This window comes from Rathayibacter sp. AC451 (assembly GCF_979253095.1).
The window spans coordinates 660,628-682,761 of record NZ_CEEDBD010000001.1; the positions used below are offsets into that span (position 1 = coordinate 660,628).

Here is a 22,134-nt window from a genome sequence, read left to right on the forward strand (position 1 = left end):
GGGCCGATCCGGTCCGCTAGGGTGTGCGAGCGCGCGAGAGCCCGGCGCTCTGCGCCCGTGCACGCCGGGGTCCGCGGAGAGTCGAGGAGTCCCGTGAAGGCCATCCGTCGTTTCACCGTCCGATCGGTCCTGCCGCCCGAGCTCGCCGCTCTCGGCGAGCTGGCCGGGAACCTGCGCTGGGCCTGGCACGAGCCCACCCGCCGCCTGTTCGAGCGCGTGGATCCCGAGCTCTGGCGCCGCGGGGAGCCGACCCCACCGCTCTGCTCGGCGCGGTCAGCCCCGAGCGCCTCGCCGAGCTCGCCGGCGACCGCGGCTTCGTCGAGGACGCGTGGCGGCTGCGCGAGGAGCTCGAGCGCTACCGGAGCGAGCCGCGTTGGTACCAGTCGCTGCCCGCGACGGCCCCGCGCTCCATCGCCTACTTCTCGCCCGAGTTCGGCATCGCGGCCGCGCTGCCCCAGTACTCCGGCGGTCTCGGGATCCTCGCGGGCGACCACCTCAAGGCGTCGTCCGACCTCGGAGTCCCGCTGACGGGTGTCGGCCTCTTCTACCGCTCGGGCTACTTCTCGCAGGGCCTCTCGGCCGACGGCTGGCAGATCGAGTCCTACCCCTCCCTCGACCCCGACGGGCTGCCGCTGCGCGTCGTCCGCCTCGCCGACGGCTCGGCCGCCCGGATCGTGCTGGCGCTGCCCGAGGGCCGAGCGCTCTACGCCCGCGTCTGGCGGGCCGAGGTCGGCCGGGTGACGCTGCTCCTGCTCGACACCGACATCCCCGAGAACGAGGACTCGCTCCGCTCGGTCACCGACCGCCTCTACGGCGGCGGAGGCGAGAACAGGCTGCTGCAGGAGCTCCTGCTGGGCATCGGCGGCGTCCGCGCGCTCGAGCTCTGGGCCGAGGTGTCGGGGACCGCGCTGCCGGAGGTGTTCCACACCAACGAGGGTCACGCGGGCTTCCAGGGGCTCGAGCGCATCTCGGGCCTGATCGGCTCGGGGCTCGCGTTCGACGAGGCGCTCCAGGTGGTCAGGGCGGGGACCGTCTTCACGACGCACACCCCCGTGCCGGCCGGCATCGACCGGTTCGACCTGTCGCTGGTGCGGGAGTACTTCTCGACCGAGCTCCTGCCGGGCGTCCAGGTCGACGACGTGCTCGCCCTGGGGGCGGAGTCGTACGACGGCGGCTCCGAGCGGATGTTCAACATGGCGGTCATGGGGCTGCGCCTCGCGCAGCGCTCCAACGGCGTCTCCCAGCTGCACGGCGAGGTCAGCCGCGGCATGTTCTCGGGGCTGTGGCCCGGTTTCGACACCGCCGAGGTGCCCATCGGATCGGTCACCAACGGCGTGCACGCGCCGACCTGGACCGACCCCGTCCTGACGTCCCTGGCCCGCGAGCGGCTGGGCACTGAGGACACCACACGGGCCGACTGGTCCTCGGGCGCGCTCAGCGACTACGACCTCTGGGCGGCAAGGCGCACGATGCGCGAGCAGCTCGTCCGCGACGCCCGGATCCGCGCCGCGCGCTCCTGGGCCGAGCAGAACCCGGGCGGCCTGCCCCCGGCCTGGCTCGACGAGCTCCTGGACCCGGACGTGCTGACGATCGGATTCGCCCGTCGCGTGCCGACGTACAAGCGCCTGACGCTGATGCTCCACGACCCGGAGCGGCTGCGCGCGCTGCTCACGCATCCCGAGCACCCGATCCAGATCGTGATCGCGGGCAAGTCGCATCCGGCCGACGAGGAGGGCAAGCGGCTGATCCAGCGTCTCGTCCGCTTCGCTCAGGAGGCGGACGTCCGGCGTCGCATCGTCTTCCTCCCCGACTACGACATCGCCATGGCGCAGCTGCTCTACCCGGGCACCGACGTGTGGCTGAACAACCCGCTGCGCCCGCTCGAGGCCTGCGGCACCTCCGGCATGAAGGCGGCGCTGAACGGCTCGCTCAACCTGTCGATCCTCGACGGCTGGTGGAACGAGTACTTCGACGGCGAGAACGGCTGGGCGATCCCCTCCTCCGATCGCGCCCTCGACCCCGAGGCGCGCGACACCCTCGAGGCCGATGCACTGTACGAGCTGCTCGAGACGGAGGTCGTGCCGCGGTTCTACGAGCGCGACCACGACGGCGTCCCGAGGCGCTGGGTCCGCTCGATCCGGCACACCCTGGCGACGCTCTCGCCCGAGCTGTCGGCCGAGCGGATGGTGCAGCAGTACGTCGACGCCCTCTACCGGCCGGCGGCCGAGGCGGGCCGCGAGGTCGCCGTCGATCACTTCGAGCCCGCGAAGGAGCTGTCGGCGTGGAAGTCGCGCGTCCGCGCCGGATGGCCGGGAGTGGCGGTCGCCTCGGTCGAGTCGGGCGGGATCGACGCGGTCCCGCAGCGCGGTGATCGGCTGGCGGTGCGCGCCGGGGTCCTGCTCGGCGATCTCGCGCCCGAGGATGTCACGGTGCAGGTCGTCTACGGCACGACCGCGTCGGACGGCTCGCTCACCGATGTCCGCAGTCAGGACCTCGAGGTCGCCGAGGCCGCCGGAGCGGTCGTCCCCGCCGATGCGGTCGGCAGGACCCCCTACGCCGGTGTGGTGGAGCTCGATCGCAGCGGCACCTTCGGCTACACCGTCCGGGTCGTCCCGAAGCACCGTCTGCTCGCTCGCGCGGCGGAGCTCGGGCTGGTCGCGGCCGCCGGCTGAGGCGTCAGCGGCCGATGGCGGCCGTGATCGCCCCGGTCGCCGCGATCAGGTCGGCCGGGGCGAGCTCGATGTCGAAGCCACGGCGCCCGCCCGAGACGAGGACCGTGTCGAAGAGCTCGGCTGTCTCGTCGAGCACCGTGCGGTGGCGCGTCTTCTGGCCGATCGGCGAGATGCCGCCGAGCACGTAGCCGGTGCGGCGCTGCGCGAGAGCCGGGTCGGCCATCGCGGCCTTCTTGCCGCCGACCGCCGCCGCGAGCTCCTTGAGATCGAGCGATCCGGTGACCGGCACGACGCCGACGACGAGCTCGCCGTCGACATCGGCCAGCAGCGTCTTGAAGACGCGGTCGGGCTCGACGCCGAGCGCCTCGGCCGCCTCGGTGCCGTAGCTGGTCGTGGACGGGTCGTGGCGGTACTCGCGCGGCGTGAACGGGATGCCGGCCGTCGTCAGCGCGACGGTCGCCGGCGTGCCGGGGCCGCTCCTGGCCGCCATCAGCCGGCTTCCCCGGTCATCGCTCCGTGCGCCGCGAACAGCTGCATCGACGTCCCCGCGACGCGGATGACCTGCCCGGGCTCGAACGTCTCGCCGTGCTCGAGGGGCACGGCCTCGTCGCTGTTCCAGAGGCGGGTGTACCCGGTCACGCCCTCGCTCTCGGCGAGCACGACGCTCGTCTCGTGCTCGACGCCGTGCACCACGAGCAGCACCCGGTCCGGATCCTCGGTCTCGGGGGTGGAGGTGGCGAGGTACTGCATCGTCCGGTTCTCGGCCGAGGTCCAGTCGTGCTCGGACATCCGCCGGCCGTGCACGTCGAACCAGTGCATCGTGCTCGCGCTCGGCGTCACCTCGCCCTCCCTGCCGTAGCGGGAGGGTCGCAGCGCCGGGTGCTCGCGGCGGAGCCGGATCAGAGCGCGGGTGTGCTCGCGCAGGTCGAGCTGCCAGTCGCTGCGGCTGTCCCAGCGGAGCCAGGTGAGGTCGGAGTCCTGGCAGTAGGCGTTGTTGTTGCCGCGCTGACTGCGGCCGAACTCGTCGCCCGCGGTGATCATCGGCACTCCGGCCGAGAGCAGGAGCGTGCCCAGCAGATTGCGCATGGCCTTGCGGCGCGCGAGCGTGACACCCTCGTCGGGAGTGGGCCCTTCGAAACCGTGGTTGAAGGAGCGGTTGTTGTCCGAACCGTCCCGATTCGACTCGCCGTTGCCGATGTTGTGCTTGACGTTGTACGAGACCAGATCGGCGAGGGTGAAACCGTCGTGCGCGGTGACGAAATTGACGGAGGCGAGCGGTCCGCGCTCGGTCGAGAACGTGTTGGAGGACCCGGTCAGTCGGGTGGCGAAGCCGCCGATGCCGACGGGGGCCGTGCCGGCGCGGCGGGCGTAGTCGATGTCCGACAGCCAGAAGTTGCGGACCCGGTCGCGGTAGCGGTCGTTCCACTCCGACCAGCCGATCGGGAAGTTCCCCGTCTGCCAGCCGCCCATGCCCACGTCCCACGGCTCGGAGATCATCTTGACGTCGGCGAGCTCCGGGTCCTCGACTGCGGCGACGAGCAGCGGGTGATCGGGGCGGAAGTGAGCGTTCTCGTCGCGGCCGAGCGTCGCGGCCAGGTCGAGCCGGAAGCCGTCGATGCCGACCTCGGAGGACCAGTACCGGAGGGAGTCGAGCACCATGCGCTGCGCGACGGGCCGCCCGAAGTCGATCGTGTTGCCGCAGCCGGTGACATCGACGTAGTGGCCCTCGTCGGTCTGGCGGTACCAGCTCGCGTCGTCGATGCCGCGCAGACTCGAGCGCGGGCCGTTCGGACCCTCCTCGGCCGTGTGGTTGTAGACGACGTCGAGGATCACCTCGAGCCCGGCCTCGTGCAGCAGCTTCACCATGCCCTTGAACTCGCGGAGCACGGCCGTCGGTCCGCCGCGCTGAGCGGAGGGGGAGGCGTAGGCGGCGTGCGGGCTGAAGAAGTTCAGCGTGTTGTAGCCCCAGTAGTTCGTCAGGCCCTGACGCAGCAGGCGCTGCTCCGAGACGAAGGCGTGCACCGGCAGCAGTTCGACGGCGGTCACTCCGAGCTCCAGGAGCGAGGACACGGTCGATTCGTGCGCCAGCCCCGCGTAGGTGCCGCGGAGCTCGACGGGCAGCGCGGTGTTGAGCTTCGTGAGGCCCTTCACGTGCGCCTCGTAGATCACGGTGCGGTCCAGCGGAGTGCGCGGTTTCGCGGAGGAGCCCCAGTCGAAGGAGTCGTCGACGACGACCGAGCGCCACTCGTTCTCGGCGACCCGGAGCAGTCCCTTCGAGTACGGCTCGAGGAGGGCGGTGCGCGGATCGAAGCGGTGGCGCGGACCCTCGGGACCGTCCACCCGGATCGCGTACCGGCGGCCGACGCTCAGCAGGGCGGACCGGGCGGACCACACGTCGTCCTCGCCGCGCGCGAGCGGCACGGTGCGGGTGACCCAGGCGGGGTCCTTCTCGTCGTAGAGCAGGAGGTCGATCGCGCTCGCGTTCGCCGACCACACGCGCAGCTCGCCGCCCTCCGCGTCCACCCTCACGCCGAGCCGGGACAGAGGGTCGTGAGAGGTCATGCGACTTACAGTAGTGAAGGCCCGGAGACCTCCTCCGCGGCCGCACGCGGACGGGGGACAGCGGTGATCTACCTCGACCACGCCGCGACGACTCCGCTGCGGCCCGCGGCGCTCGCCGCCTTCGTCGAGGCGTCCCGGCACTCCGGCAACCCGTCGTCGGTGCACGGCGCCGGCCAGGAGGCGCGCCGCCGGCTCGAGGACGCCCGCCAGGTCCTCGCCGACGCTCTGGGCTGCGAGCCGATCGAGGTGATCCTGACCGCGGGAGGCACCGAGGCGATCAATCTCGCGCTCAAGGGCCTCTACTGGCAGCGCCGGAGCGAGGACGCGACGAGGCGGCGCATCCTGGTGCCGGCCGGCGAGCACCACGCCACGATCGACAGCGTCGAGTGGCTCGCCCGTCACGAGGGGGCGGACGTCGAGTGGCTCCCGCTCGATGCCGAGGGGGTGCTGCTGCCGGAGGTGCTGGCGGCCGCGATCGCGCGCGACCCCTCCTCCGTCGCCCTGGTCTCGGCGCTGTGGGTCAACAACGAGATCGGCACCATCGCCCCGGTCGTCGAGCTCGCCGCCGTCTGCGCGTCGGCGGGCGTGCCGCTGCATCTGGACGCCGTCGCCGCGTTCGGCCACCTGCCCCTCGATGTCCGGGCTGTGCGCCGTGCCTCCGGCTCGGGAGGGGGAGCGGGGCTCGCGGCGGTCAGCGTCTCCGGGCACAAGGTCGGCGGGCCGGTCGCGACCGGGGCGCTCGTGCTCGCCCGGGACGCCCGGGTCGTCCCGATCCTGCACGGCGGCGGCCAGCAGCGCGGCGTCCGCTCCGGCACCCAGGACGTGCCGGGAGCGGCCGCGTTCGCCGCGGCGGCCGCGGAGGCGTCGGCTGAGATCGCGTCGGAGTCGGTGCGCCTGGCAGCCCTCCGCGACCGACTCGTCGCGGGCGTGCTCGCGGCGGTGCCGGGGGCGAGCCTCACCGGTCCCGCCGTCGACTCCGGACGCCGCGTGGCGAACAACGCGCACCTCGCGTTCCCCGGCGCCCAGGGCGACTCCCTCCTCCTCCTGCTCGACATGGCCGGCGTCTCCGTGTCGACGGGCTCCGCCTGCACCGCGGGGATCCCCGAGCCCTCCCACGTCGTGATGGCCCTCGGCCGGAGCGAGGACGAGGCCAGGGGCGTCCTGCGTCTGACCCTCGGCCGCACCACGACCGACGCCGACATCGACGCGGTGCTCGCGGCTCTTCCCGCGGCCTACACCCGGGCGGCCCGCGCCGGTCTCTCGAACCGGGCGGTCCTGCCCGCGTCCTGAGTGCTCGGACTGCGCGCGCCGCCCGCCCGCTCGTAGACTCGGACGGTGAAGGTTCTCGCGGCGATGAGTGGTGGAGTGGACTCGGCGGTGGCCGCGGCCCGGGCAGTGGAGGCGGGGCACGACGTGGTCGGCGTCCACCTCGCGCTCAGCCGCATGCCGGGCACGCTCCGGACGGGCAGCCGCGGCTGCTGCACGATCGAGGACTCGATGGACGCGCAGCGCGCCGCGAACGTCCTGGGCATCCCGTACTACGTCTGGGACTTCTCGGAGCGCTTCAAGCTCGACGTCGTCGACGACTTCGTGGCCGAGTACTCCGCGGGCCGGACGCCCAACCCGTGCATGCGCTGCAACGAGCGGATCAAGTTCGCCGCCCTGCTCGAGAAGGCGCTCGACCTCGGCTTCGACGCCGTCTGCACAGGCCACTACGCGTCGCTCGTCACCCTGCCGGACGGCGGCCGCGAGCTGCACCGCGCCAGCGACGAGGCGAAGGACCAGTCCTACGTGCTGGGTGTGCTGACCGCCGAGCAGCTCGCCCACTCGATGTTCCCGCTCGGGACGACGCCGTCGAAGGCGGTCGTCCGCGCCGAGGCCGCCGCTCGGGGGTTGAGCGTCGCGAACAAGCCCGACAGCTACGACATCTGCTTCATCCCCGACGGCGACACCCGCGGCTGGCTCTCCGAGCGCGTCGCACCGGAGTCGGGCCCGATCGTCGACCGCGACGGAGCGGTGGTCGGTGCGCACGAGGGGGCGCACGGGTACACCGTGGGCCAGCGCCGGGGACTCCGCCTCGGAGTGCCGGCCGCCGACGGGCGACCCCGCTTCGTGCTCGAGGTGCGGCCGAAGACCAACGAGGTGGTCGTGGGTCCGCGCGAGGCCCTGCGCATCGGGCGGATCGCCGGCTCCCGGTTCACCTGGGCCGGCGCAGCGCCCGAGGACGCCGCCACCCCGTTCCGCTGCGACGTGCAGATCCGCGCGCACGCCGATCCGGTGCCGGCCACCGCGGTCGTGTCGGAGGTCGATGGCAGTGTCGAGCTCGTGATCACCCCCGACTCCCCGCTCGACGGCGTCGCTCCCGGGCAGACCGCCGTCGTCTACCTCGGCACGCGCGTCCTCGGCCAGTGCACGATCGACCGCACCGTCGCCGCCGACCTCGTGGGCGCGCTCTGATGGCCGCCGACGTCCCCGTCGGTCAGCGGGTCGACGAGCTGCGCGAGCGGATCCGCACCGCGAGCGAGAACTACTACGCGGCCGACGCCTCGGTGCTCTCGGACGCCGAGTACGACGCCCTGGTGCGCGAGCTGGCCGCGCTCGAGGCCGAGCACCCCGAGCTCGCCACCGAGGACTCCCCGACCGTGACCGTCGGCGGGATCGTGGCCGCGGGCCTCGCTCCGATCGACCACGCCGAGCGGATGCTGTCGCTCGACAACGTGTTCTCGGCCGACGAGCTGCGCGAGTGGTGCGAGAAGACGGTCGCGTCCGCGGGTCGCGCGATCTCGTGGCTCACCGAGCTGAAGATCGACGGGCTCGCCATCTCGCTCCGCTACGAGCACGGGCGCCTCGTCACCGCCGCCACCCGCGGCGACGGCCGCACCGGCGAGGACGTCACCGTGAACGCGGTGCGGCTGGCCGGCATCCCGGAGCAGCTCTCGGGGGAGGGCCATCCGGCCCTCGTCGAGGTGCGCGGCGAGGTCTTCATCCCGGTGAAGGCCTTCGCCGAGCTCAACGCGCTGCAGGAGCGGCTGCGCGAGGAGGCCGTCGAGGAGTCGCGGGCCCGCTGGGCGGCGCGCCCGGAGGCGACCCGCAAGCCGTTCGAGGAGGAGAAGGCCCGCGACAGCGCGCTGCGCCGCTTCCCGACCTTCGCCAACCCCCGCAACGCGGCGAGCGGCGGTCTGCGCCAGCAGCTCGACAAGAAGTCGGGCCTGGATCTGCGGGCCGGCGAGGCGCGGGTGCAGTCCCTCGCGCTCTACGTGCACGGCCTCGGCGCCTGGCCCGATCCGCCGGTGGCGGCCCAGTCCGAGGTCTACGGACTCCTCGCCTCGTGGGGCCTCCCGGTCAGTGCGCACAACCGCGTCTCCGAGTCGGTCGACGACGTCCTCGCCTTCGTCGAGAAGCACGGTCGCGAGCGGCACTCGGTCGAGCACGAGATCGACGGAGTGGTCGTCAAGGTCGACGAGCTCGCCCTGCACGACGAGCTCGGCGCCACCAGTCGTGCCCCGCGCTGGGCCATCGCCTACAAGTACCCGCCCGAGGAGGTGCACACCAAGCTGCTCGACATCGTGGTGAGCGTCGGCCGCACGGGTCGCGCCACTCCCTTCGCCGTGATGCAGAAGGTCAAGGTGGCGGGCTCCGAGGTGCGCCAGGCCACGCTGCACAACGCCGACGTCGTGAAGGTCAAGGGCGTGCTGATCGGCGACACCGTAGTGCTGCGCAAGGCCGGTGACGTGATCCCCGAGGTGCTCGGGCCGGTCGTCGAGCTGCGCGACGGCTCCGAGCGCGAGTTCGTGATGCCGACGGCCTGCCCGGAGTGCGGCACGACCCTCGCCCCCTCCAAGGAGGGCGACGTCGACCTGCGCTGCCCGAACGCCGAGTCCTGCCCCGCCCAGGTGCGCGGGCGCGTCGAGCACATCGGCGGCCGCGGGGCCCTCGACATCGAGGCGCTCGGCGAGGTGAGCGCCGCCGCGCTGACGCAGCCGCTCGTCCCGGCGGAGCCTCCGCTGCGCACCGAGGCGGGCCTGTTCGAGCTCACCCTCGCGGACCTCTTCCCGATCGAGGTCGTCGTCCGCGACTCCGAGACCGGTCTCGAGAAGCTCGACGCCGCCGGGCGGCCCAAGGTCGTCCGGCCCTTCCAGCGCAAGCGCCAGGTCGCGAAGGACGGGCCGTTCGATCCGGCGGCGTCCGTCTTCGCCGGCGACGAGACCTCGGTCCCGTCCACGAACGCGACGCGCCTGATCGAGAACATCGACAGGGCGAAGACCAAGGAGCTGTGGCGCCTGCTCGTCTCGCTGAGCATCCGGCACGTCGGACCCGTGGCCGCGCGGGCGCTCGCGGGCTACTTCGGCTCACTCGACGCGATCCGGGGGGCGAGCCGCGACGAGCTCGCCGCCGTCGACGGGGTCGGCGGCATCATCGCCGACGCCCTCCTCGACTGGTTCGACGTCGACTGGCACCGCGAGATCGTCGACCGCTGGGCGGCCGCGGGAGTGCGCTTCTCGACCCCGGGCCACCCCGGTCCGGGAGCAGCGGAGGCGGCGGGCGGCGTCCTCGCCGGGCTCACCGTCGTCGCGACCGGATCCCTCGAGGGCTACTCGCGCGAGGGCGCTCTGGAGGCGATCATGCAGGCGGGCGGCAAGGCCGGCTCGAGCGTGTCCAAGAAGACCGACTACGTCGCGGCCGGCCCGGGAGCCGGGAGCAAGCTCGGCAAGGCGGAGCAGCTCGGCGTGCGGATCATCGACGCGGCGCAGTTCCACCTGCTCGTGACCGAGGGGCCCGCCGCGATCGCCCTCCCCGAGGCGGAGGAGCCCGAGGGGGCGGTCGCCGAGGACCTGGCCGCCGAGGACGCCGCCGCTCGGGAGCCCGCCGCCGGAGGGTCGGCGCCCGCCGCCGAGGAGCCCCCCGCCGAGACCGCCTGAGCACCGGGCGGACGGCCCGATCGCTGCTGCGGCCGCGTGGTCGGGGCCGTGCGCCCTGGCCGGGCGGCCGGGAGCCGCTCGGTAGACTGGTCGCCGCATCCTCACGAACCACCGATGGAGACGAATGTCCGAGATCACGGCCGAGACGGTCGCCCATCTGGCCCAGCTGGCCAGGATCGACCTCACACCCGAGGAGATCCAGAACATGACGCGGGAGCTCGGCCAGATCGTCGACTCCGTGGCCGCGGTCCAGGCCGTCGCCACCCCCGACGTCCCGGCGACCAGCCACCCCATCCCGCTCGAGAACGTCTTCCGCCCCGACGTGGTCGGCGAGACGCTCACCCGCGAACAGGCCCTCTCGGGTGCCCCCGAGCACGACGGCAGCCGATTCCAGGTGTCCGCGATCCTGGGGGAGGAGCAGTGAGCGCGCACGGCGAGGAGATCATCCGCCTGAGCGCCTCCGCGCTCTCCGAGAGGCTCGTCGACGGGTCGATCTCGTCGACGGAGGCGACCCGCGCGCACCTCGACCGCATCGCGTCGGTCGACTCCGCGGTGCACGCGTTCCTGCACGTGGCCGAGGAGGCCGCGGTCGGCACCGCCGCCGGGATCGATCGCCGCCGCGCGGCGGGGGAGACCCTCCACCCGCTGGCAGGGATCCCGCTGGCCGTCAAGGACGTCATCGTCACGAACGACATGCCGACCACCAGCGGCTCGCGGATCCTCGAGGGCTGGCGCCCGCCGTACGACGCGACCGTCATGACGAAGGTCCGCGCCGCCGGGCTCGTGCCGATCGGCAAGACCAACATGGACGAGTTCGCGATGGGCTCGACCACCGAGCGCTCCGCGTACGGACCCACGCACAACCCGTGGGATCTCGATCGCATCCCCGGCGGCTCCGGCGGAGGCTCCGCCGCGGCCGTCGCGAGCTACGAGGCGCCGCTCGCCCTCGGCTCCGACACCGGCGGCTCGATCCGCCAGCCCGCGCACGTCACCGGCACCGTCGGCGTCAAGCCGACCTACGGCGGCGTCTCGCGCTACGGAGCGATCGCCCTCGCCTCGAGCCTCGACCAGATCGGCCCCGTCTCGCGGACCGTTCTGGACTCCGCCCTGCTGCACGACGTGATCGCCGGGCACGACCCGCGCGACTCCACCTCCCTCCGCGACACGTGGCCCTCCTTCGCGGACGCGGTGCGCCGCGCCGACGTGACGGGGATGCGCATCGGCGTCCTCAAAGAGCTCGACGGCGGCGAGGGCTTCCAGCCGGGTGTCCTCGCGCGCTTCCACGAGGCCCTCGCGGTGCTCGAGAAGGCCGGAGCCGAGATCGTCGAGGTGAGCGCCCCGAGCATCGAGCACGCGGTCGCCGCCTACTACCTGATCCTGCCCGCGGAGGCGTCCAGCAACCTCGCGAAGTTCGACTCCGTCCGCTTCGGCCTCCGGGTCACCCCGAAGGGCGGCGGCACGGTCGAGCAGGTCATGGCGGCCACCCGCGAGCAGGGCTTCGGGCCCGAGGTCAAGCGCCGCATCATCCTCGGCACCTACGCGCTCTCGGCCGGCTACTACGACGCCTACTACGGCAGCGCCCAGAAGGTGCGCACGCTCGTCCAGCGCGACTTCGACGCGGCGTTCGCCTCGGTGGACGTCATCGCGTCGCCGACCGCCCCGACCACCGCCTACCGTCTCGGCGAGAAGCTCGACGATCCGCTGGCGATGTACCGCGGCGACATCGCGACCATCCCCGCCAACCTCGCCGGCATCCCCGGAATCTCCGTCCCCGCGGGACTCGCCGACGAGGACGGGCTGCCGGTCGGCATCCAGTTCCTCGCCCCCGCCCGCGAGGACGTCCGTCTCTACACCGTCGGCGGAGCGCTCGAGGCCCTGCTCGAGGAGCACTGGGGTCACCCGCTCCTCGCGAAGGCCCCCGATCTCGCTCCCGCCGAGCAGTTCGCCTCCGAGGAAGGTGCCGTCTGATGGCCTCCGCGCACACGTCCGTCCCCGAGCTCATGGACTACGACGAGGTCTTCGAGCGCTTCGAGCCGGTCCTCGGCTTCGAGGTGCACATCGAGCTCAACACGAAGACCAAGATGTTCTCGGACGCCCCGAACGAGTTCGGCTCCGAGCCGAACACGAACGTCACCCCGGTCGACCTCGGGCTCCCGGGCTCGCTGCCGGTCGTCAACGAGCAGGCCGTCCGGTACTCGATCAGCCTGGGGCTCGCCCTCGGCTGCTCGATCGCGCCGTCGAGCCGCTTCGCCCGGAAGAACTACTTCTACCCGGACCTCGCGAAGAACTACCAGATCTCGCAGTTCGACGAGCCGATCGCGTTCGAGGGCTCGGTCGAGGTCGAGCTGGCCGACGGCACGCTCGTCGACATCCCGATCGAGCGCGCGCACATGGAGGAGGACGCCGGCAAGCTGACGCACGTCGGCGGGTCCACCGGCCGCATCCAGGGCGCCGAGTACTCGCTCGTCGATTACAACCGGGCGGGCGTCCCCCTGGTCGAGATCGTCACGAAGCCGATCTTCGGCGCGGGACGGAACGCGCCGGAGTTCGCGAAGGCCTACGTGGCGACCATCCGCGACATCGTCCTCGCCCTCGGGATCTCCGACGCGAAGATGGAGCGCGGCAACCTGCGCTGCGACGCCAACGTCTCGCTCCGCCCCTGGGGCCAGGAGAAGCTCGGCACCCGCACCGAGACGAAGAACGTCAACTCCCTCCGCTCCGTCGAGCGCGCGGTCCGCTACGAGATCCAGCGGCAGGCCGCGATCCTCGCCGCCGGCGGCATGATCACGCAGGAGACGCGCCACTGGCACGAGGACACCGGCCGCACCTCGGCCGGCCGCCCCAAGAGCGACGCGGACGACTACCGCTACTTCCCCGAGCCCGACCTGCTGCCGGTCGTGCCGTCACCGGAGCTGATCGAGGAGCTGCGCGCCGCCCTCCCCGAGAAGCCGGCCGCCCGCCGTCGCCGCCTCAAGGCCGACTGGGGATTCACCGACCTCGAGTTCCAGGACGTCGCGAACAGCGGTCTGCTCGTCGAGATCACCGAGACGGTCGCCGCCGGGGCGACCCCGCAGGCCGCCCGCAAGTGGTGGACCGGCGAGGTCGCCCGGCTCGCCAACGCGGCGGGCCAGGATCCGTCCGCGCTCGTCACTCCGACGCAGGTGGCCGAGCTGGCCGGGCTCGTCGAGAGCGGCACGCTCACCGATCGCCTCGCCCGCGAGGTGCTGCAGGGCGTCGTCGCCGGCGAGGGCACGCCCCAGGAGGTCGTCGACGCCCGCGGGCTCGCCGTCGTCTCGGACGACGGAGCGCTCATCGCGGCGATCGACACGGCCCTGGCCTCGCAGCCCGACGTGCTCGCCAAGATCCGCGACGGCAAGGTGCAGGCTGCCGGTGCCGTGATCGGCGCCGTGATGAAGGCCATGAAGGGCCAGGCCGACGCCGCTCGCGTGCGCGAGCTGGTGCTGGAGCGCGCCGCCGGCTGAGCCGGCGCGCGGGGAGCGGAGGAGACGATGAGCGACGAGCCCGAGGTCTCCTCCGTTCCCGCGCGGCTCGATCTGCCGAGCGGAGGCTTCCTGCGCCCGCTGGTGTCCAGCGATGCCGAGCTGCTGCGCGGCGTGATCGGGGAGCGGCGGGCGTGGCTCGCGGCGCTCCTCCCCGAGGGCTCCGAGGCCGCCGAGCCCGAGGACGACGTGCGTGCGCTCCGCTCTCTCGAGTCCGCTGCCCGGGACGGACGCGTGCACGCCTTCCTCCTGGTCGACGAGACCTGGAGCACCGCGATCGGCGCTCTGAGCATCGTGCCCGGGCAGGGGCGGACCGCCTCGGCCTCCTGGTGGGTCGTGCCCGAGCTGCGCGGCTCCCGGGTGGAGGAGGAGCTCGACGCGTTCACGCGGCGCTGGCTCCTCACCCGCTGGCCGTTCGACGAGGTCGAGACACCCGACAACCACCCTGAGGATCCGGCCGCCCTGGCCGGTGCGAACCTCCTCGCCGTCCTGCCGGACGAGCCCGAGCGGACCCCGCTGCCCGAGCCCGACCTCGAGGCGGCCCGGCGACTGTGGTCCGAGTACCCCGGCTCCGGACCCTCGCCCCTGCCTCCCGTCGAGTCGTTCGGCGACTCCGTCCAGCTCGCGGACGAACTCCTCGAGCTGGTCCGGCGCGGGGTCAAGACGGCCACCGCGTCGCTCGTCGGCCAGGAGCCCGTTCCCGCGGCGGGGGACCACTGGATCGTCTGCGACGGCGCGGGCGTCCCCCGCCTCGTGCTGCGCAGCGACGAGGTGCGGGTCGCTCCGCTCGACTCGGTCGACGACGCGTTCGCCTGGGCCGAGGGGGAGGGCGACCGCTCCCGGGAGTCGTGGCTGCAGGGGCACCGCCGGTACTTCGCCCGCGAGGACCCGGAGTCGCCCCTCGACCGGGTCGTCTTCGAGCGCTTCCGCGTGGTCTGGCCCCAGGGCGATGCCGACCGAGCGGCGGCCTTCCTCCGAAGCCCGGCGGCGACCTCCCCGGATCGACGCCCGCCCCGCTGATCTCGGGGTGGCGCACCCGTCTCTCGGGGGTTCCCCGGATGCCGCTCCCAGCGGCCCTGCGCCAGAGTGGAGTCATGTCCACTCTCGTTCGCCCTCGTCAGGGCAAGATCATCGCCGGCGTCTGCGTCGGACTCGCGAACCGCTTCGGCTGGAGCCCGTTCCTCGTCCGACTCCTCTTCGTGCTCTCCTGCCTGCTCCCCGGCCCGCAGATCATCGCTTACCTCATCATGTGGATCGTCATCCCCAAGAAGTGACCGACGGCGGCCCCGCGTGGAGCGTGCACTGAGCGGATGCTCAGGACACGTGGGTGCGCGGGGCCTACCGTGGCGGTGTGCGACCGCCTCCCGGCGGCGCCGAGGAGGAGATCATGGGATTCCTGGACCGACTGCTGGGGCGCGAGGAGCGCCCCGAGGACGCGCGACGCGACTCCGGCTACGGCGCCGCGGCCAACGGGCGGCAGCCTGCGTACGGCACCCCGCCCGGCCGTCCTGCCCGCAGCGAGGACGACATCGCGATCGAGCGCTACCGCTATCTGCTCCGCACAGCCCCGCCCGAAGCGCTCGAACAGGTGCACCGCGAGGCCTTCGAGCAGCTGACCCCCGAGCAGCGCAAGCAGGTCTTCCGCGAGCTCAGCGAGGGCGCTCCCGTGGGCGACGCGCCGCGCAGCGACGACCCCCAGGCCCTCGCACAGTCGGCCACGCGGAGCGAGCTGCGCCAGCCCGGCTTCATGGAGCGCCGCTTCGCCGGCGGTCAGGGCGGCGCGATGGGCGCCGGAGGCATGGGCTTCGGCGGGGTCCTCGCCTCGTCGATGCTCGGCACCATCGCGGGCTTCGCGATCGGATCCGCGATCGCCGGTGCGTTCCTCCCGGACGCCGGCGGCGAGTACGCGGGTGGTGAGGGCGGCGACGGCGGTGAGGGCGGCGACGCTGGAGCCGAGGGCGGCGACGCCGGAGCCGGAGCCGACGGCGGTGGCGACTACGGCGGGGACTTCGGGGGCGGTGGCGACTTCGGCGGCGCGGACTTCGGCGGCGGCGGCGATTTCGGGGGCGGTGGCGACTTCGGCGGCGGCGACTTCGGCGGATTCGACATCTGACCCGGCCGCGCCCCAGGGCGAACGACGAGGCCCCCGGCCCGCGCGAGCGGAACCGGGGGCCTCGCGCCGTCCCGCCGGGAGGTTCAGCTCTCGTCGACGAGGCGGGCCTTCACCTCGCGGCGCAGCACCTTGCCGATCATGTTCGTCGGCAGCTCGTCGATGACGACGATCCGCTTCGGCACCTTGTACGGAGTCAGCGCCTCCCGGACCACGGCCCGGGCGTGGGCCTCGTCGAAGTCCGCGCCGGGCTCGAGGACGACGGCCGCGGCGACGATCTCGCCGCTGCGCGCGTCGGGCAGTCCCACGACGGCCGCGTCGCGCACGGACGGGAGCCGGCGCAGCACCTCCTCCACCTCGGACGGCGAGACGTTGAAGCCGCCGGTGATGATCAGCTCCTTGATGCGGTCGACGAGGCTGACGAAGCCGTCCTCGTCGATCGTGGCGATGTCGCCCGTGCGGAACCAGCCCTCGCTCGTGAACGCGTCGGCGGTCTCCTCGGGCTTGCGGTGGTAGCCGCGGAACACCTGCGGTCCGCGCACGATCAGCTCGCCCTGCTCCCCGGGGGCGACGTCGACGGTCGGATCCTCGGGATCGACGATGCGGACGTCCGTCCCGGGCAACGGCAGACCCACGGTGCCTGCACGGCGCGAGGTGCTGACGGGATTGGCCATGAGCACCGGAGAGGTCTCAGACAGTCCGTACCCCTCGACGAGCGTGCCGCCGGTCTGCTCCTCGAAGCGGGCGACCAGCGACGGGTCGAGCGGCATCGCGCCCGAGATCGCGATCTCGATGCCCTGCAGCGAGACGCCCTTCTCCCGGGCGCGGGCGGCCAGGCGCTCGGCGATCGGGGGAACGGCGGGGAGGAACGTCGCCGGGTGCTTCCGCACGACCTTCAGCACGAGGTCCGGGTCGAACTTGGGGAACAGCACGAGGCGCGCCCCCATGCTCATCGCGAACGTGAGGCAGAGGGTGAGCCCGTAGGCGTGGAACATGGGCAGGACCGCGTAGACGACGCAGTCGCCCCGACGCACCTGCGGCACCCATGCGCGCGACTGCGCCGCGTTGGCGGTGAGGTTGCGGTGGGTGAGCTCGGCACCCTTGGGCGTTCCGGTGGTGCCGCTCGTGTACTGGATCACCGCGAGGTCGTCGGCAGCGGGCCGGGGATGGGCGGGATCGATCCTGCGGCGGAGCAGGGAGTCCCACTCCACGGCGCCGCGCACGCGTCCGGTCAGCGCGGCCCGCGATTCCCGCGCCTTGCGGATCGGCAGGCGGAGAGCCGCGCGCATCGGAGCGGGCATGGCGCGCGTGAGGTCGACCGCGACCACGGTCTCGACCCCGAGGTCGGCGGGCAGCTCCTGCACCAGGGGCGCCACGCGGTCCCACGCGATGGCGACGCGGGCTCCGTGGTCCTCGAACTGGTGGCGCAGCTCCCGCGGCGTGTAGAGCGGGTTGTGCTCCACGACGACAGCCCCCAGCCGGAGGACCGCGTAGAAGGCGATCACGTGCTGAGGGCAGTTGGGCAGGATGAGCGCGACCGGATCGCCCTCGCGGACGCCGAGCCGGCGCAGACCCTCCGCGACGCGCTCCACGTCGTCGGCCAGCTGCGCGTAGCTGGTGGACCGGCCGAAGAACTCGAGGGCCACCTTCTCGGGATAGCGCTCGGCCGACTCCGTGACGATGTCGAGGAGCGAGCCCTCGGGAGGCTCCAGCTCGGTCGGCACGCCGGGTGCGTAGCTCCGGATCCAGGGACGGGGCGCGTGGCTGCTCACCCGCACCACTCTAGGTGCACGGGCCGGCGCCGCCCCGAGGGCGGACGCCGGCCCGGAGTGGTCAGGCGGTCTGCGCGACGGCGTCCTCGATGGGCACGTCGCCCGAGACCAGCTCCCAGGTCCGCCCGATCGAGGACGGCTGCTCGAGGACGGCGACCACGACGGCGGCGACGTCCTCGCGGGGGATGCTGCCGCGCTCGACCTCCTCGCCCAGCGCGATGCGGCCGGTGCCCTCGTCGGTCGTGAGTCCGCCGGGCCGGAGGATCGTCCAGTCGAGGTCGGTGGCCTTCAGCGCGGTGTCGGCGTCGCGCTTGGCCTCGACGTAGGCGCGCCAGACCTCCTCGGTGTCGTCCGCGAGCGGCTCGTCCACTCCGATCGCGCTGATCTGCACGAAGCGGCGGATCCCGGCGGCGGCGGCGGCCTCCTGGCTGAGGACCGAGGCGCCGAAGTCGACGGTGCGCTTGCGCTCGATGCCCGAGTCCGGGCCGGCGCCGGCCGAGAAGACGAGGGCGTCGACGCCCTCGAGCAGTGCGGCGAACTCCTCCGGCGTCGAGCTCTCGAGGTCGTGCACGAGCGGCTCGCCGCCCAGGCGCACGATGTCCTCGGCGTGCTCGGGATTGCGGATCACTCCGACGGACTCGTGCCCGGCGTCGTACAGCAGGTGCAGGATCTGCTGCCCGACCTTGCCGTGGGCTCCGATGACGGCGACGCGTGTCATGGTCGTTCCTCTCCTCGTCGGGGCGCTGGGCCCCTCTCCTCGTCCGCGCGAGCGGTGGTCCCCTCATCCTGCCCGCGGCGGATGGGAGCGGCGTTCAGGCTGCGAGGCAGTCGTCGCGCCCGGTGATCGCGAGCAGGCGGCGCTGCAGCGGCGCGTCCTCGCCGACGGGCACCGGCGCGGCGAACAGCCCACTGGCCCGCAGGGTGTCCTCCTGCGGGGCGAAGAGCTCCCAGACGGCCGCGACGAGCTCCTCGTCGAGGGTCTCGTCCGCCCCGGTCGCGCGCGCCAGGTCCCACGTGTGGATCGTGACGTCCGAGACCTGCTCCCGGACCAGCTCGAGCGCCGTGACGGAGTCGCGTCCGAGGCGCAGGACCGCGTCGGGGTGGGCGGACGCGGCGGAGGCGCGCGCGTCGGCGGTGACGCGGGTCCACTCGCTGCGGAGATCGCTGGCGACGGGTTCCAGGCGGATCGGGGACTCGTCCCCGCCGGACAGGAGCGTGTGCGCCCGCTGCTGCTCGCGGACCACGTGCAGCACCAGCGCGCGGGTGTCCCACTCGGTGTCGGGAGTCGGGGCGGACCAGTCCTCGACGGCGGCCAGGCGGCTCTCGAAGGCGGCGTGGGCGCGATGCTGGAGGTCGAGCCAGCGGCTCATCTCGGTGGCGGTGGGGGAGGCGGGCTCGTGCGTCATGTCTTCTCCGGAGCGTCGTCGTCGGTGCTCGGGACAACCGGCGGCGGCCCCGCGCCATTCCCTCGGAGCGGTCGCCGACCGCTCGGGTCCACGATGTCGGGGGTGCGTGCGAGCATGGCAGGAGGGAACGGCGCAGCGGGCAGGACGGTACGTGAGCAAACAGGACGGCAGCGGGCGGCAGGTCACGATCGAGCCCGTCGACGACCCGGGCGCCAGCATCATGCACATCGACATGGATGCGTTCTTCGCGTCGGTCGAGCTCCTCGAGCGTCCCGATCTCCGCGGCCGCCCGGTGATCGTCGGGCACATCGGCTCGCGGTCCGTCGTGACGGCGGCGACCTACGAGGCGCGTCGGTTCGGGGTGAACTCCGCGATGCCGATGGCCGTCGCCCTCCGCAAGTGCCCGCACGCGGTGGTCCTCGAACCGCACATGGACCGCTACCGCGAGGCGTCGCGTCGCGTGATGGCGATCTTCGACTCCTTCACCCCGCTGGTCGAGCGCCTGAGCATCGACGAGGCCTTCCTCGACGTGGCCGGTGCCCGCCGGATCTCCGGCTCGCCCTTCGCGATCGGCACCGCGATCCGCGAGCGGGTGCACTCCGAGCTCGGGTTGACCTGCTCCGTCGGCATCGCGAGCACCAAGTTCGTCGCCAAGCTCGCCTCCGGCCGCTCCAAGCCCGACGGCCTCCTGGTCGTCCCCTCCGACGGCGTGCGCGAGTTCCTCGACCCGCTCCCCGTGAGCGCGCTCTGGGGCGTCGGAGCGAGCACCGAGGAGGCGCTGCTCAAGCGCGGACTGCGGACGGTCGCCGACGTCGCCTCGACCCCGCTGCCCGTGCTGATCGGCTCGCTCGGCGACGCGACCGGGCGTCGGCTGCACGCTCTCTCGAACGGAGTCGACCCGCGGCCGGTCGACACCCGCCAGGTCGAGAAGAGCGCGGGTCACGAGATCACCTTCGCCGACGACGTCGCCGATCCCGAACTGGTGCGTCGGGAGCTGCTGCGACTGTGCGACAAGGTGGCGGTGCGCCTGCGCCGCTCGGGCGTGCGGTGCCGCACGGTCGCCGTCAAGGTCCGCTTCGGCGACTTCAGCACGCTCACCCGGTCCCGCACGCTGCCCGAGGCCACCGACGTGGCGCGGGTGCTCTACGAGGCCTCGTCCGCACTGCTCGAGGCGGCGAACCCCCTGCGCCGACCGGTCCGCCTGATCGGCGTGCGCGGCGAGCAGCTCGTCGACGGCGACGAGGTCGCCTTCTCGCTCTGGAACGACTCCGACGACTGGCGCGACGCCGAGCTCGCGGTCGACGGAGTCGCGGCGCGGTTCGGGTCGGGCGCCGTGCGTCCCGCATCGCTGCTGTCCCGCTCGGCACCGGAGTCGGCGAAGGGGATCGACCTCAGCGACACCCTCGCTACGCGGAGCCGATCGTCAGACTGACGGGCCGGTGGTCCGACCCGTTCGGCGGCAGCACCTCCACGGTCGAGGCGGGGACGCCGTCGGCGAGAGCGTGATCGAGGCTCACGAGCGGGAGCAGCGCGGGCCACGTGGCGGGGAAGCCGATCCCCGAGGTCCGCACGAGTGCCGCCTGCTCGAGGACCGGGGCGAGGAGGTGGTCGTCGGGAGCCGTGTTGAAGTCGCCGATCACCAGGGTGCGCTCCGACTCGTCCTGAGCGAGGACGTCCGCCAGTCCGCCGAGCATCACGTCCCGCTCCTCGTGGTCGCCGAGGCGGAACGAGGCCAGGTGGACGACGAAGAGCCGGGTCGAGCCGACCGTCGTCCCGATGTCGACCGCGAGGGCGCGGTCCCAGCCCAACCCGAGGTCGAGCGGCTCCGCGTTCGACAGCTCCTCCCGGCTCCACACGCCGACGGTGCCGACGACGAAGGAGTGCGGGTAGGTCCCGGACAGCTCCGCGTCCACCGCGTCGCGCGCGTCGCCGTCGAGCTCCTGGAGAGCGATCACGTCGGGCTCCCGCGAGGCGAGCTCGAGGGCCAGGGCACCCGCGTCCGCGCTCGCGGCGATGTTCTGGCTGACGACGGTGAAGGAACCCGAGCGCACGAGGGGCCGGGCACGGCCACCGGCAGCACGAGCACGCCGTAGACGGTCGCGAGCACAGTGGCAGCGGCCCCCGCGGCGCGCGAGCGCAGGCCGACGGCCGCGGTGATCAGCAGGAGGACGACGAGGCCGGTCCACGGGATCGCGGTCTCGAGCACGGAGAGCCAGCCCGCCGACTCCGGCAGCAGCCGATGGACGGCGAGGAACGCCGCGAGCACGGCGCTCTTACCCACGACGACGGCCGCCCGGAGAGGGTGACGTCGGCGGGGGCGCTGCGGCATCCGTCGAGTATGACCGCTGCCCCGGTGACCGGGGTGGGGGAGTCCTGAGCGAGCCCGCGCGGCGGTTGTCCCCCCGTCGAGCCCGGGAGTAGCGTTCGGGCATGCCCAACATCGCCGTGTCCCTGGCCGACAAAGTCACCTCCGCGGGAGCCGCGACGATCTACGGGGAGCCCGTGGACGTCGACGGCGCCACGATGGTGCCCGTCGCACTCCGCTGGTTCGGATTCGGCGGCGGCAGCGGCTCCGAGGAGGGCCAGGAGGGCGGCGGCGGCGGTGGCGGCGGTGCCGTCGTCCCGATCGGGGCCTACATCAAGGACGACCTCGGACTGCGCTTCCAGCCCAACATCGTGTCGGTCCTGGCCGTGGGCATCCCCTTCGTCTGGGTCACCGGCAAGGCTCTCGCCCGTCTCGTCCGCGCCCTCAAGAAGTAGGCGGCCGCGCCGTCCTCAGCGCAGGCGCTGAGCGGCGTCGTGGTCCTCAGCGCAGGCGCTGAGGGCGAGCGGTGAACCACTTCTTCTGCGTGCGGCCGAATCCGACGATCAGTCGCTCGGCGTCGCCCGGGTGTCGCGGATCGTAGACGACGGCGACCGGCTCACCGGCCATCCAGGCGTCTCCCCGACGCTGGGGGATCTTCAGGGCGCGTCGCTCCTCGCCGTTCTCGAGGTGGTACGAGACGAGCAGCCGCCCGGCATGGCTGCCGCGTGCGCCCGGCATCGATGCGTCGTTCGGGAGCACCCGACCCTGCACGCGCGTCCCGGAGCCCAGCAGCTCACGACGGATGCGCCGACGCCTCTGCCACAGGAGCGCGTGGAGCAGGACCAGCAGCACGACGGCGAGAACGACGACCACCGACCACGACATGCT

General features: G+C 73.0%; 19 protein-coding genes and 1 pseudogene. 12 read left to right on the top strand and 8 right to left on the bottom strand.

What is annotated here, in order from left to right; all coding sequences use genetic code 11:
• Positions 1-93 precede the first annotated feature (93 nt).
• Positions 94-2,672: pseudogene (gene glgP / locus AC0CID_RS03105) on the top strand (alpha-glucan family phosphorylase).
• 4 nt (positions 2,673-2,676) lie between these two features.
• Here the strand turns inward: glgP and ybaK are convergent.
• The gene (gene ybaK / locus AC0CID_RS03110; RefSeq protein ID WP_207405534.1) at positions 2,677-3,162 is read right to left on the bottom strand and encodes a Cys-tRNA(Pro) deacylase; all 486 of its coding nucleotides are present in this window, start codon (positions 3,160-3,162) and stop codon (positions 2,677-2,679) included.
• Entirely contained in the window at positions 3,162-5,234 is a 2,073-nt protein-coding gene (gene glgX, locus AC0CID_RS03115) for a glycogen debranching protein GlgX (protein WP_465225755.1), read from the bottom strand. The genes ybaK and glgX overlap by 1 nt, the downstream gene beginning before the upstream one ends.
• A 63-nt stretch (positions 5,235-5,297) precedes the next feature.
• Between glgX and AC0CID_RS03120 the strand changes: the two genes are divergently transcribed.
• From AC0CID_RS03120 to AC0CID_RS03160, 9 genes are all read left to right on the top strand, one after another.
• On the top strand, positions 5,298-6,524 hold the full coding sequence (locus tag AC0CID_RS03120; RefSeq protein WP_465225756.1) for a cysteine desulfurase family protein: 1,227 nt from the start codon (positions 5,298-5,300) through the stop codon (positions 6,522-6,524).
• A 45-nt stretch (positions 6,525-6,569) separates the two neighbouring features.
• Positions 6,570-7,691: a tRNA 2-thiouridine(34) synthase MnmA gene (gene mnmA, locus AC0CID_RS03125; protein WP_465225757.1), complete on the top strand. Its 1,122-nt coding sequence runs from the start codon at positions 6,570-6,572 to the stop codon at positions 7,689-7,691.
• Positions 7,691-10,153, top strand: a complete 2,463-nt coding sequence (gene ligA / locus AC0CID_RS03130; RefSeq protein ID WP_465225758.1) for an NAD-dependent DNA ligase LigA — start codon at positions 7,691-7,693, stop codon at positions 10,151-10,153. Before mnmA ends, ligA begins: the two co-directional genes overlap by 1 nt.
• A 124-nt stretch (positions 10,154-10,277) precedes the next feature.
• Positions 10,278-10,577 carry an Asp-tRNA(Asn)/Glu-tRNA(Gln) amidotransferase subunit GatC gene (gatC, locus tag AC0CID_RS03135; protein WP_173892315.1) on the top strand — a complete coding sequence of 100 codons (300 nt, stop codon included), beginning with the start codon at positions 10,278-10,280 and terminating at the stop codon, positions 10,575-10,577.
• Positions 10,574-12,121 carry an Asp-tRNA(Asn)/Glu-tRNA(Gln) amidotransferase subunit GatA gene (gene gatA / locus AC0CID_RS03140; RefSeq protein WP_465225759.1) on the top strand — a complete coding sequence of 516 codons (1,548 nt, stop codon included), beginning with the start codon at positions 10,574-10,576 and terminating at the stop codon, positions 12,119-12,121. The genes gatC and gatA overlap by 4 nt, the downstream gene beginning before the upstream one ends.
• Complete coding sequence (gene gatB / locus AC0CID_RS03145) at positions 12,121-13,635, top strand: Asp-tRNA(Asn)/Glu-tRNA(Gln) amidotransferase subunit GatB (protein ID WP_465225760.1); 1,515 nt, start codon at positions 12,121-12,123, stop codon at positions 13,633-13,635. Before gatA ends, gatB begins: the two co-directional genes overlap by 1 nt.
• A gap of 27 nt (positions 13,636-13,662) precedes the next feature.
• Positions 13,663-14,673, top strand: a complete 1,011-nt coding sequence (locus tag AC0CID_RS03150) for an ASCH domain-containing protein (protein ID WP_465225761.1) — start codon at positions 13,663-13,665, stop codon at positions 14,671-14,673.
• A 74-nt stretch (positions 14,674-14,747) separates the two neighbouring features.
• Complete coding sequence (locus tag AC0CID_RS03155; protein ID WP_207405548.1) at positions 14,748-14,927, top strand: PspC domain-containing protein; 180 nt, start codon at positions 14,748-14,750, stop codon at positions 14,925-14,927.
• Between the two features lie 113 nt (positions 14,928-15,040).
• Complete coding sequence (locus tag AC0CID_RS03160; RefSeq protein ID WP_465225762.1) at positions 15,041-15,766, top strand: hypothetical protein; 726 nt, start codon at positions 15,041-15,043, stop codon at positions 15,764-15,766.
• A gap of 83 nt (positions 15,767-15,849) precedes the next feature.
• Here the strand turns inward: AC0CID_RS03160 and AC0CID_RS03165 are convergent, their stop codons facing one another.
• The 3 genes from AC0CID_RS03165 to AC0CID_RS03175 all read right to left on the bottom strand — a co-directional run bounded on the left by AC0CID_RS03165 (position 15,850) and on the right by AC0CID_RS03175 (position 18,941).
• Positions 15,850-17,535, bottom strand: a complete 1,686-nt coding sequence (locus AC0CID_RS03165) for a long-chain-fatty-acid--CoA ligase (protein ID WP_465225763.1) — start codon at positions 17,533-17,535, stop codon at positions 15,850-15,852.
• A 61-nt stretch (positions 17,536-17,596) separates the two neighbouring features.
• On the bottom strand, positions 17,597-18,253 hold the full coding sequence (locus AC0CID_RS03170; RefSeq protein WP_207405554.1) for an SDR family oxidoreductase: 657 nt from the start codon (positions 18,251-18,253) through the stop codon (positions 17,597-17,599).
• A 94-nt stretch (positions 18,254-18,347) separates the two neighbouring features.
• On the bottom strand, positions 18,348-18,941 hold the full coding sequence (locus tag AC0CID_RS03175; RefSeq protein ID WP_465225764.1) for a TIGR03086 family metal-binding protein: 594 nt from the start codon (positions 18,939-18,941) through the stop codon (positions 18,348-18,350).
• A 151-nt stretch (positions 18,942-19,092) separates the two neighbouring features.
• Between AC0CID_RS03175 and dinB the strand changes: the two genes are divergently transcribed.
• Complete coding sequence (dinB, locus tag AC0CID_RS03180) at positions 19,093-20,373, top strand: DNA polymerase IV (protein WP_465225765.1); 1,281 nt, start codon at positions 19,093-19,095, stop codon at positions 20,371-20,373.
• Here the strand turns inward: dinB and AC0CID_RS03185 are convergent.
• Together AC0CID_RS03185 and AC0CID_RS03190 are read right to left on the bottom strand one after the other, a co-directional pair.
• Complete coding sequence (locus AC0CID_RS03185; RefSeq protein WP_465225766.1) at positions 20,348-20,896, bottom strand: endonuclease/exonuclease/phosphatase family protein; 549 nt, start codon at positions 20,894-20,896, stop codon at positions 20,348-20,350. The genes dinB and AC0CID_RS03185 overlap by 26 nt on opposite strands.
• On the bottom strand, positions 20,893-21,270 hold the full coding sequence (locus tag AC0CID_RS03190; RefSeq protein ID WP_465225767.1) for a hypothetical protein: 378 nt from the start codon (positions 21,268-21,270) through the stop codon (positions 20,893-20,895). The genes AC0CID_RS03185 and AC0CID_RS03190 overlap by 4 nt, the downstream gene beginning before the upstream one ends.
• Before the next feature lie 101 nt (positions 21,271-21,371).
• Between AC0CID_RS03190 and AC0CID_RS03195 the strand changes: the two genes are divergently transcribed.
• A complete protein-coding gene (locus AC0CID_RS03195) occupies positions 21,372-21,701 on the top strand; it encodes a hypothetical protein (protein ID WP_207405561.1) in 330 nt (109 codons plus the stop codon).
• 46 nt (positions 21,702-21,747) lie between these two features.
• Here AC0CID_RS03195 and AC0CID_RS03200 read toward each other — a convergent pair whose 3' ends face one another.
• Positions 21,748-22,131, bottom strand: a complete 384-nt coding sequence (locus AC0CID_RS03200; RefSeq protein WP_465225768.1) for a hypothetical protein — start codon at positions 22,129-22,131, stop codon at positions 21,748-21,750.
• Positions 22,132-22,134: the final 3 nt, after the last annotated feature.

Bases quoted from the DNA above. Each gene is read 5' to 3' on its own strand.
- gatC (WP_173892315.1), top strand. From the start codon at position 10,278: ATGTCCGAGATCACGGCCGAGACGGTCGCCCATCTGGCCCAGCTGGCC.
- ybaK (WP_207405534.1), bottom strand. From the start codon at position 3,162: ATGGCGGCCAGGAGCGGCCCCGGCACGCCGGCGACCGTCGCGCTGACG.
- AC0CID_RS03160 (WP_465225762.1), top strand. From the start codon at position 15,041: ATGGGATTCCTGGACCGACTGCTGGGGCGCGAGGAGCGCCCCGAGGAC.
- ligA (WP_465225758.1), top strand. From the start codon at position 7,691: ATGGCCGCCGACGTCCCCGTCGGTCAGCGGGTCGACGAGCTGCGCGAG.
- AC0CID_RS03195 (WP_207405561.1), top strand. From the start codon at position 21,372: ATGCCCAACATCGCCGTGTCCCTGGCCGACAAAGTCACCTCCGCGGGA.
- gatB (WP_465225760.1), top strand. From the start codon at position 12,121: ATGGCCTCCGCGCACACGTCCGTCCCCGAGCTCATGGACTACGACGAG.
- AC0CID_RS03155 (WP_207405548.1), top strand. From the start codon at position 14,748: ATGTCCACTCTCGTTCGCCCTCGTCAGGGCAAGATCATCGCCGGCGTC.
- AC0CID_RS03200 (WP_465225768.1), bottom strand. From the start codon at position 22,131: ATGTCGTGGTCGGTGGTCGTCGTTCTCGCCGTCGTGCTGCTGGTCCTG.
- AC0CID_RS03170 (WP_207405554.1), bottom strand. From the start codon at position 18,253: ATGACACGCGTCGCCGTCATCGGAGCCCACGGCAAGGTCGGGCAGCAG.
- AC0CID_RS03190 (WP_465225767.1), bottom strand. From the start codon at position 21,270: ATGCCGCAGCGCCCCCGCCGACGTCACCCTCTCCGGGCGGCCGTCGTC.
- AC0CID_RS03175 (WP_465225764.1), bottom strand. From the start codon at position 18,941: ATGACGCACGAGCCCGCCTCCCCCACCGCCACCGAGATGAGCCGCTGG.
- AC0CID_RS03150 (WP_465225761.1), top strand. From the start codon at position 13,663: ATGAGCGACGAGCCCGAGGTCTCCTCCGTTCCCGCGCGGCTCGATCTG.
- glgX (WP_465225755.1), bottom strand. From the start codon at position 5,234: ATGACCTCTCACGACCCTCTGTCCCGGCTCGGCGTGAGGGTGGACGCG.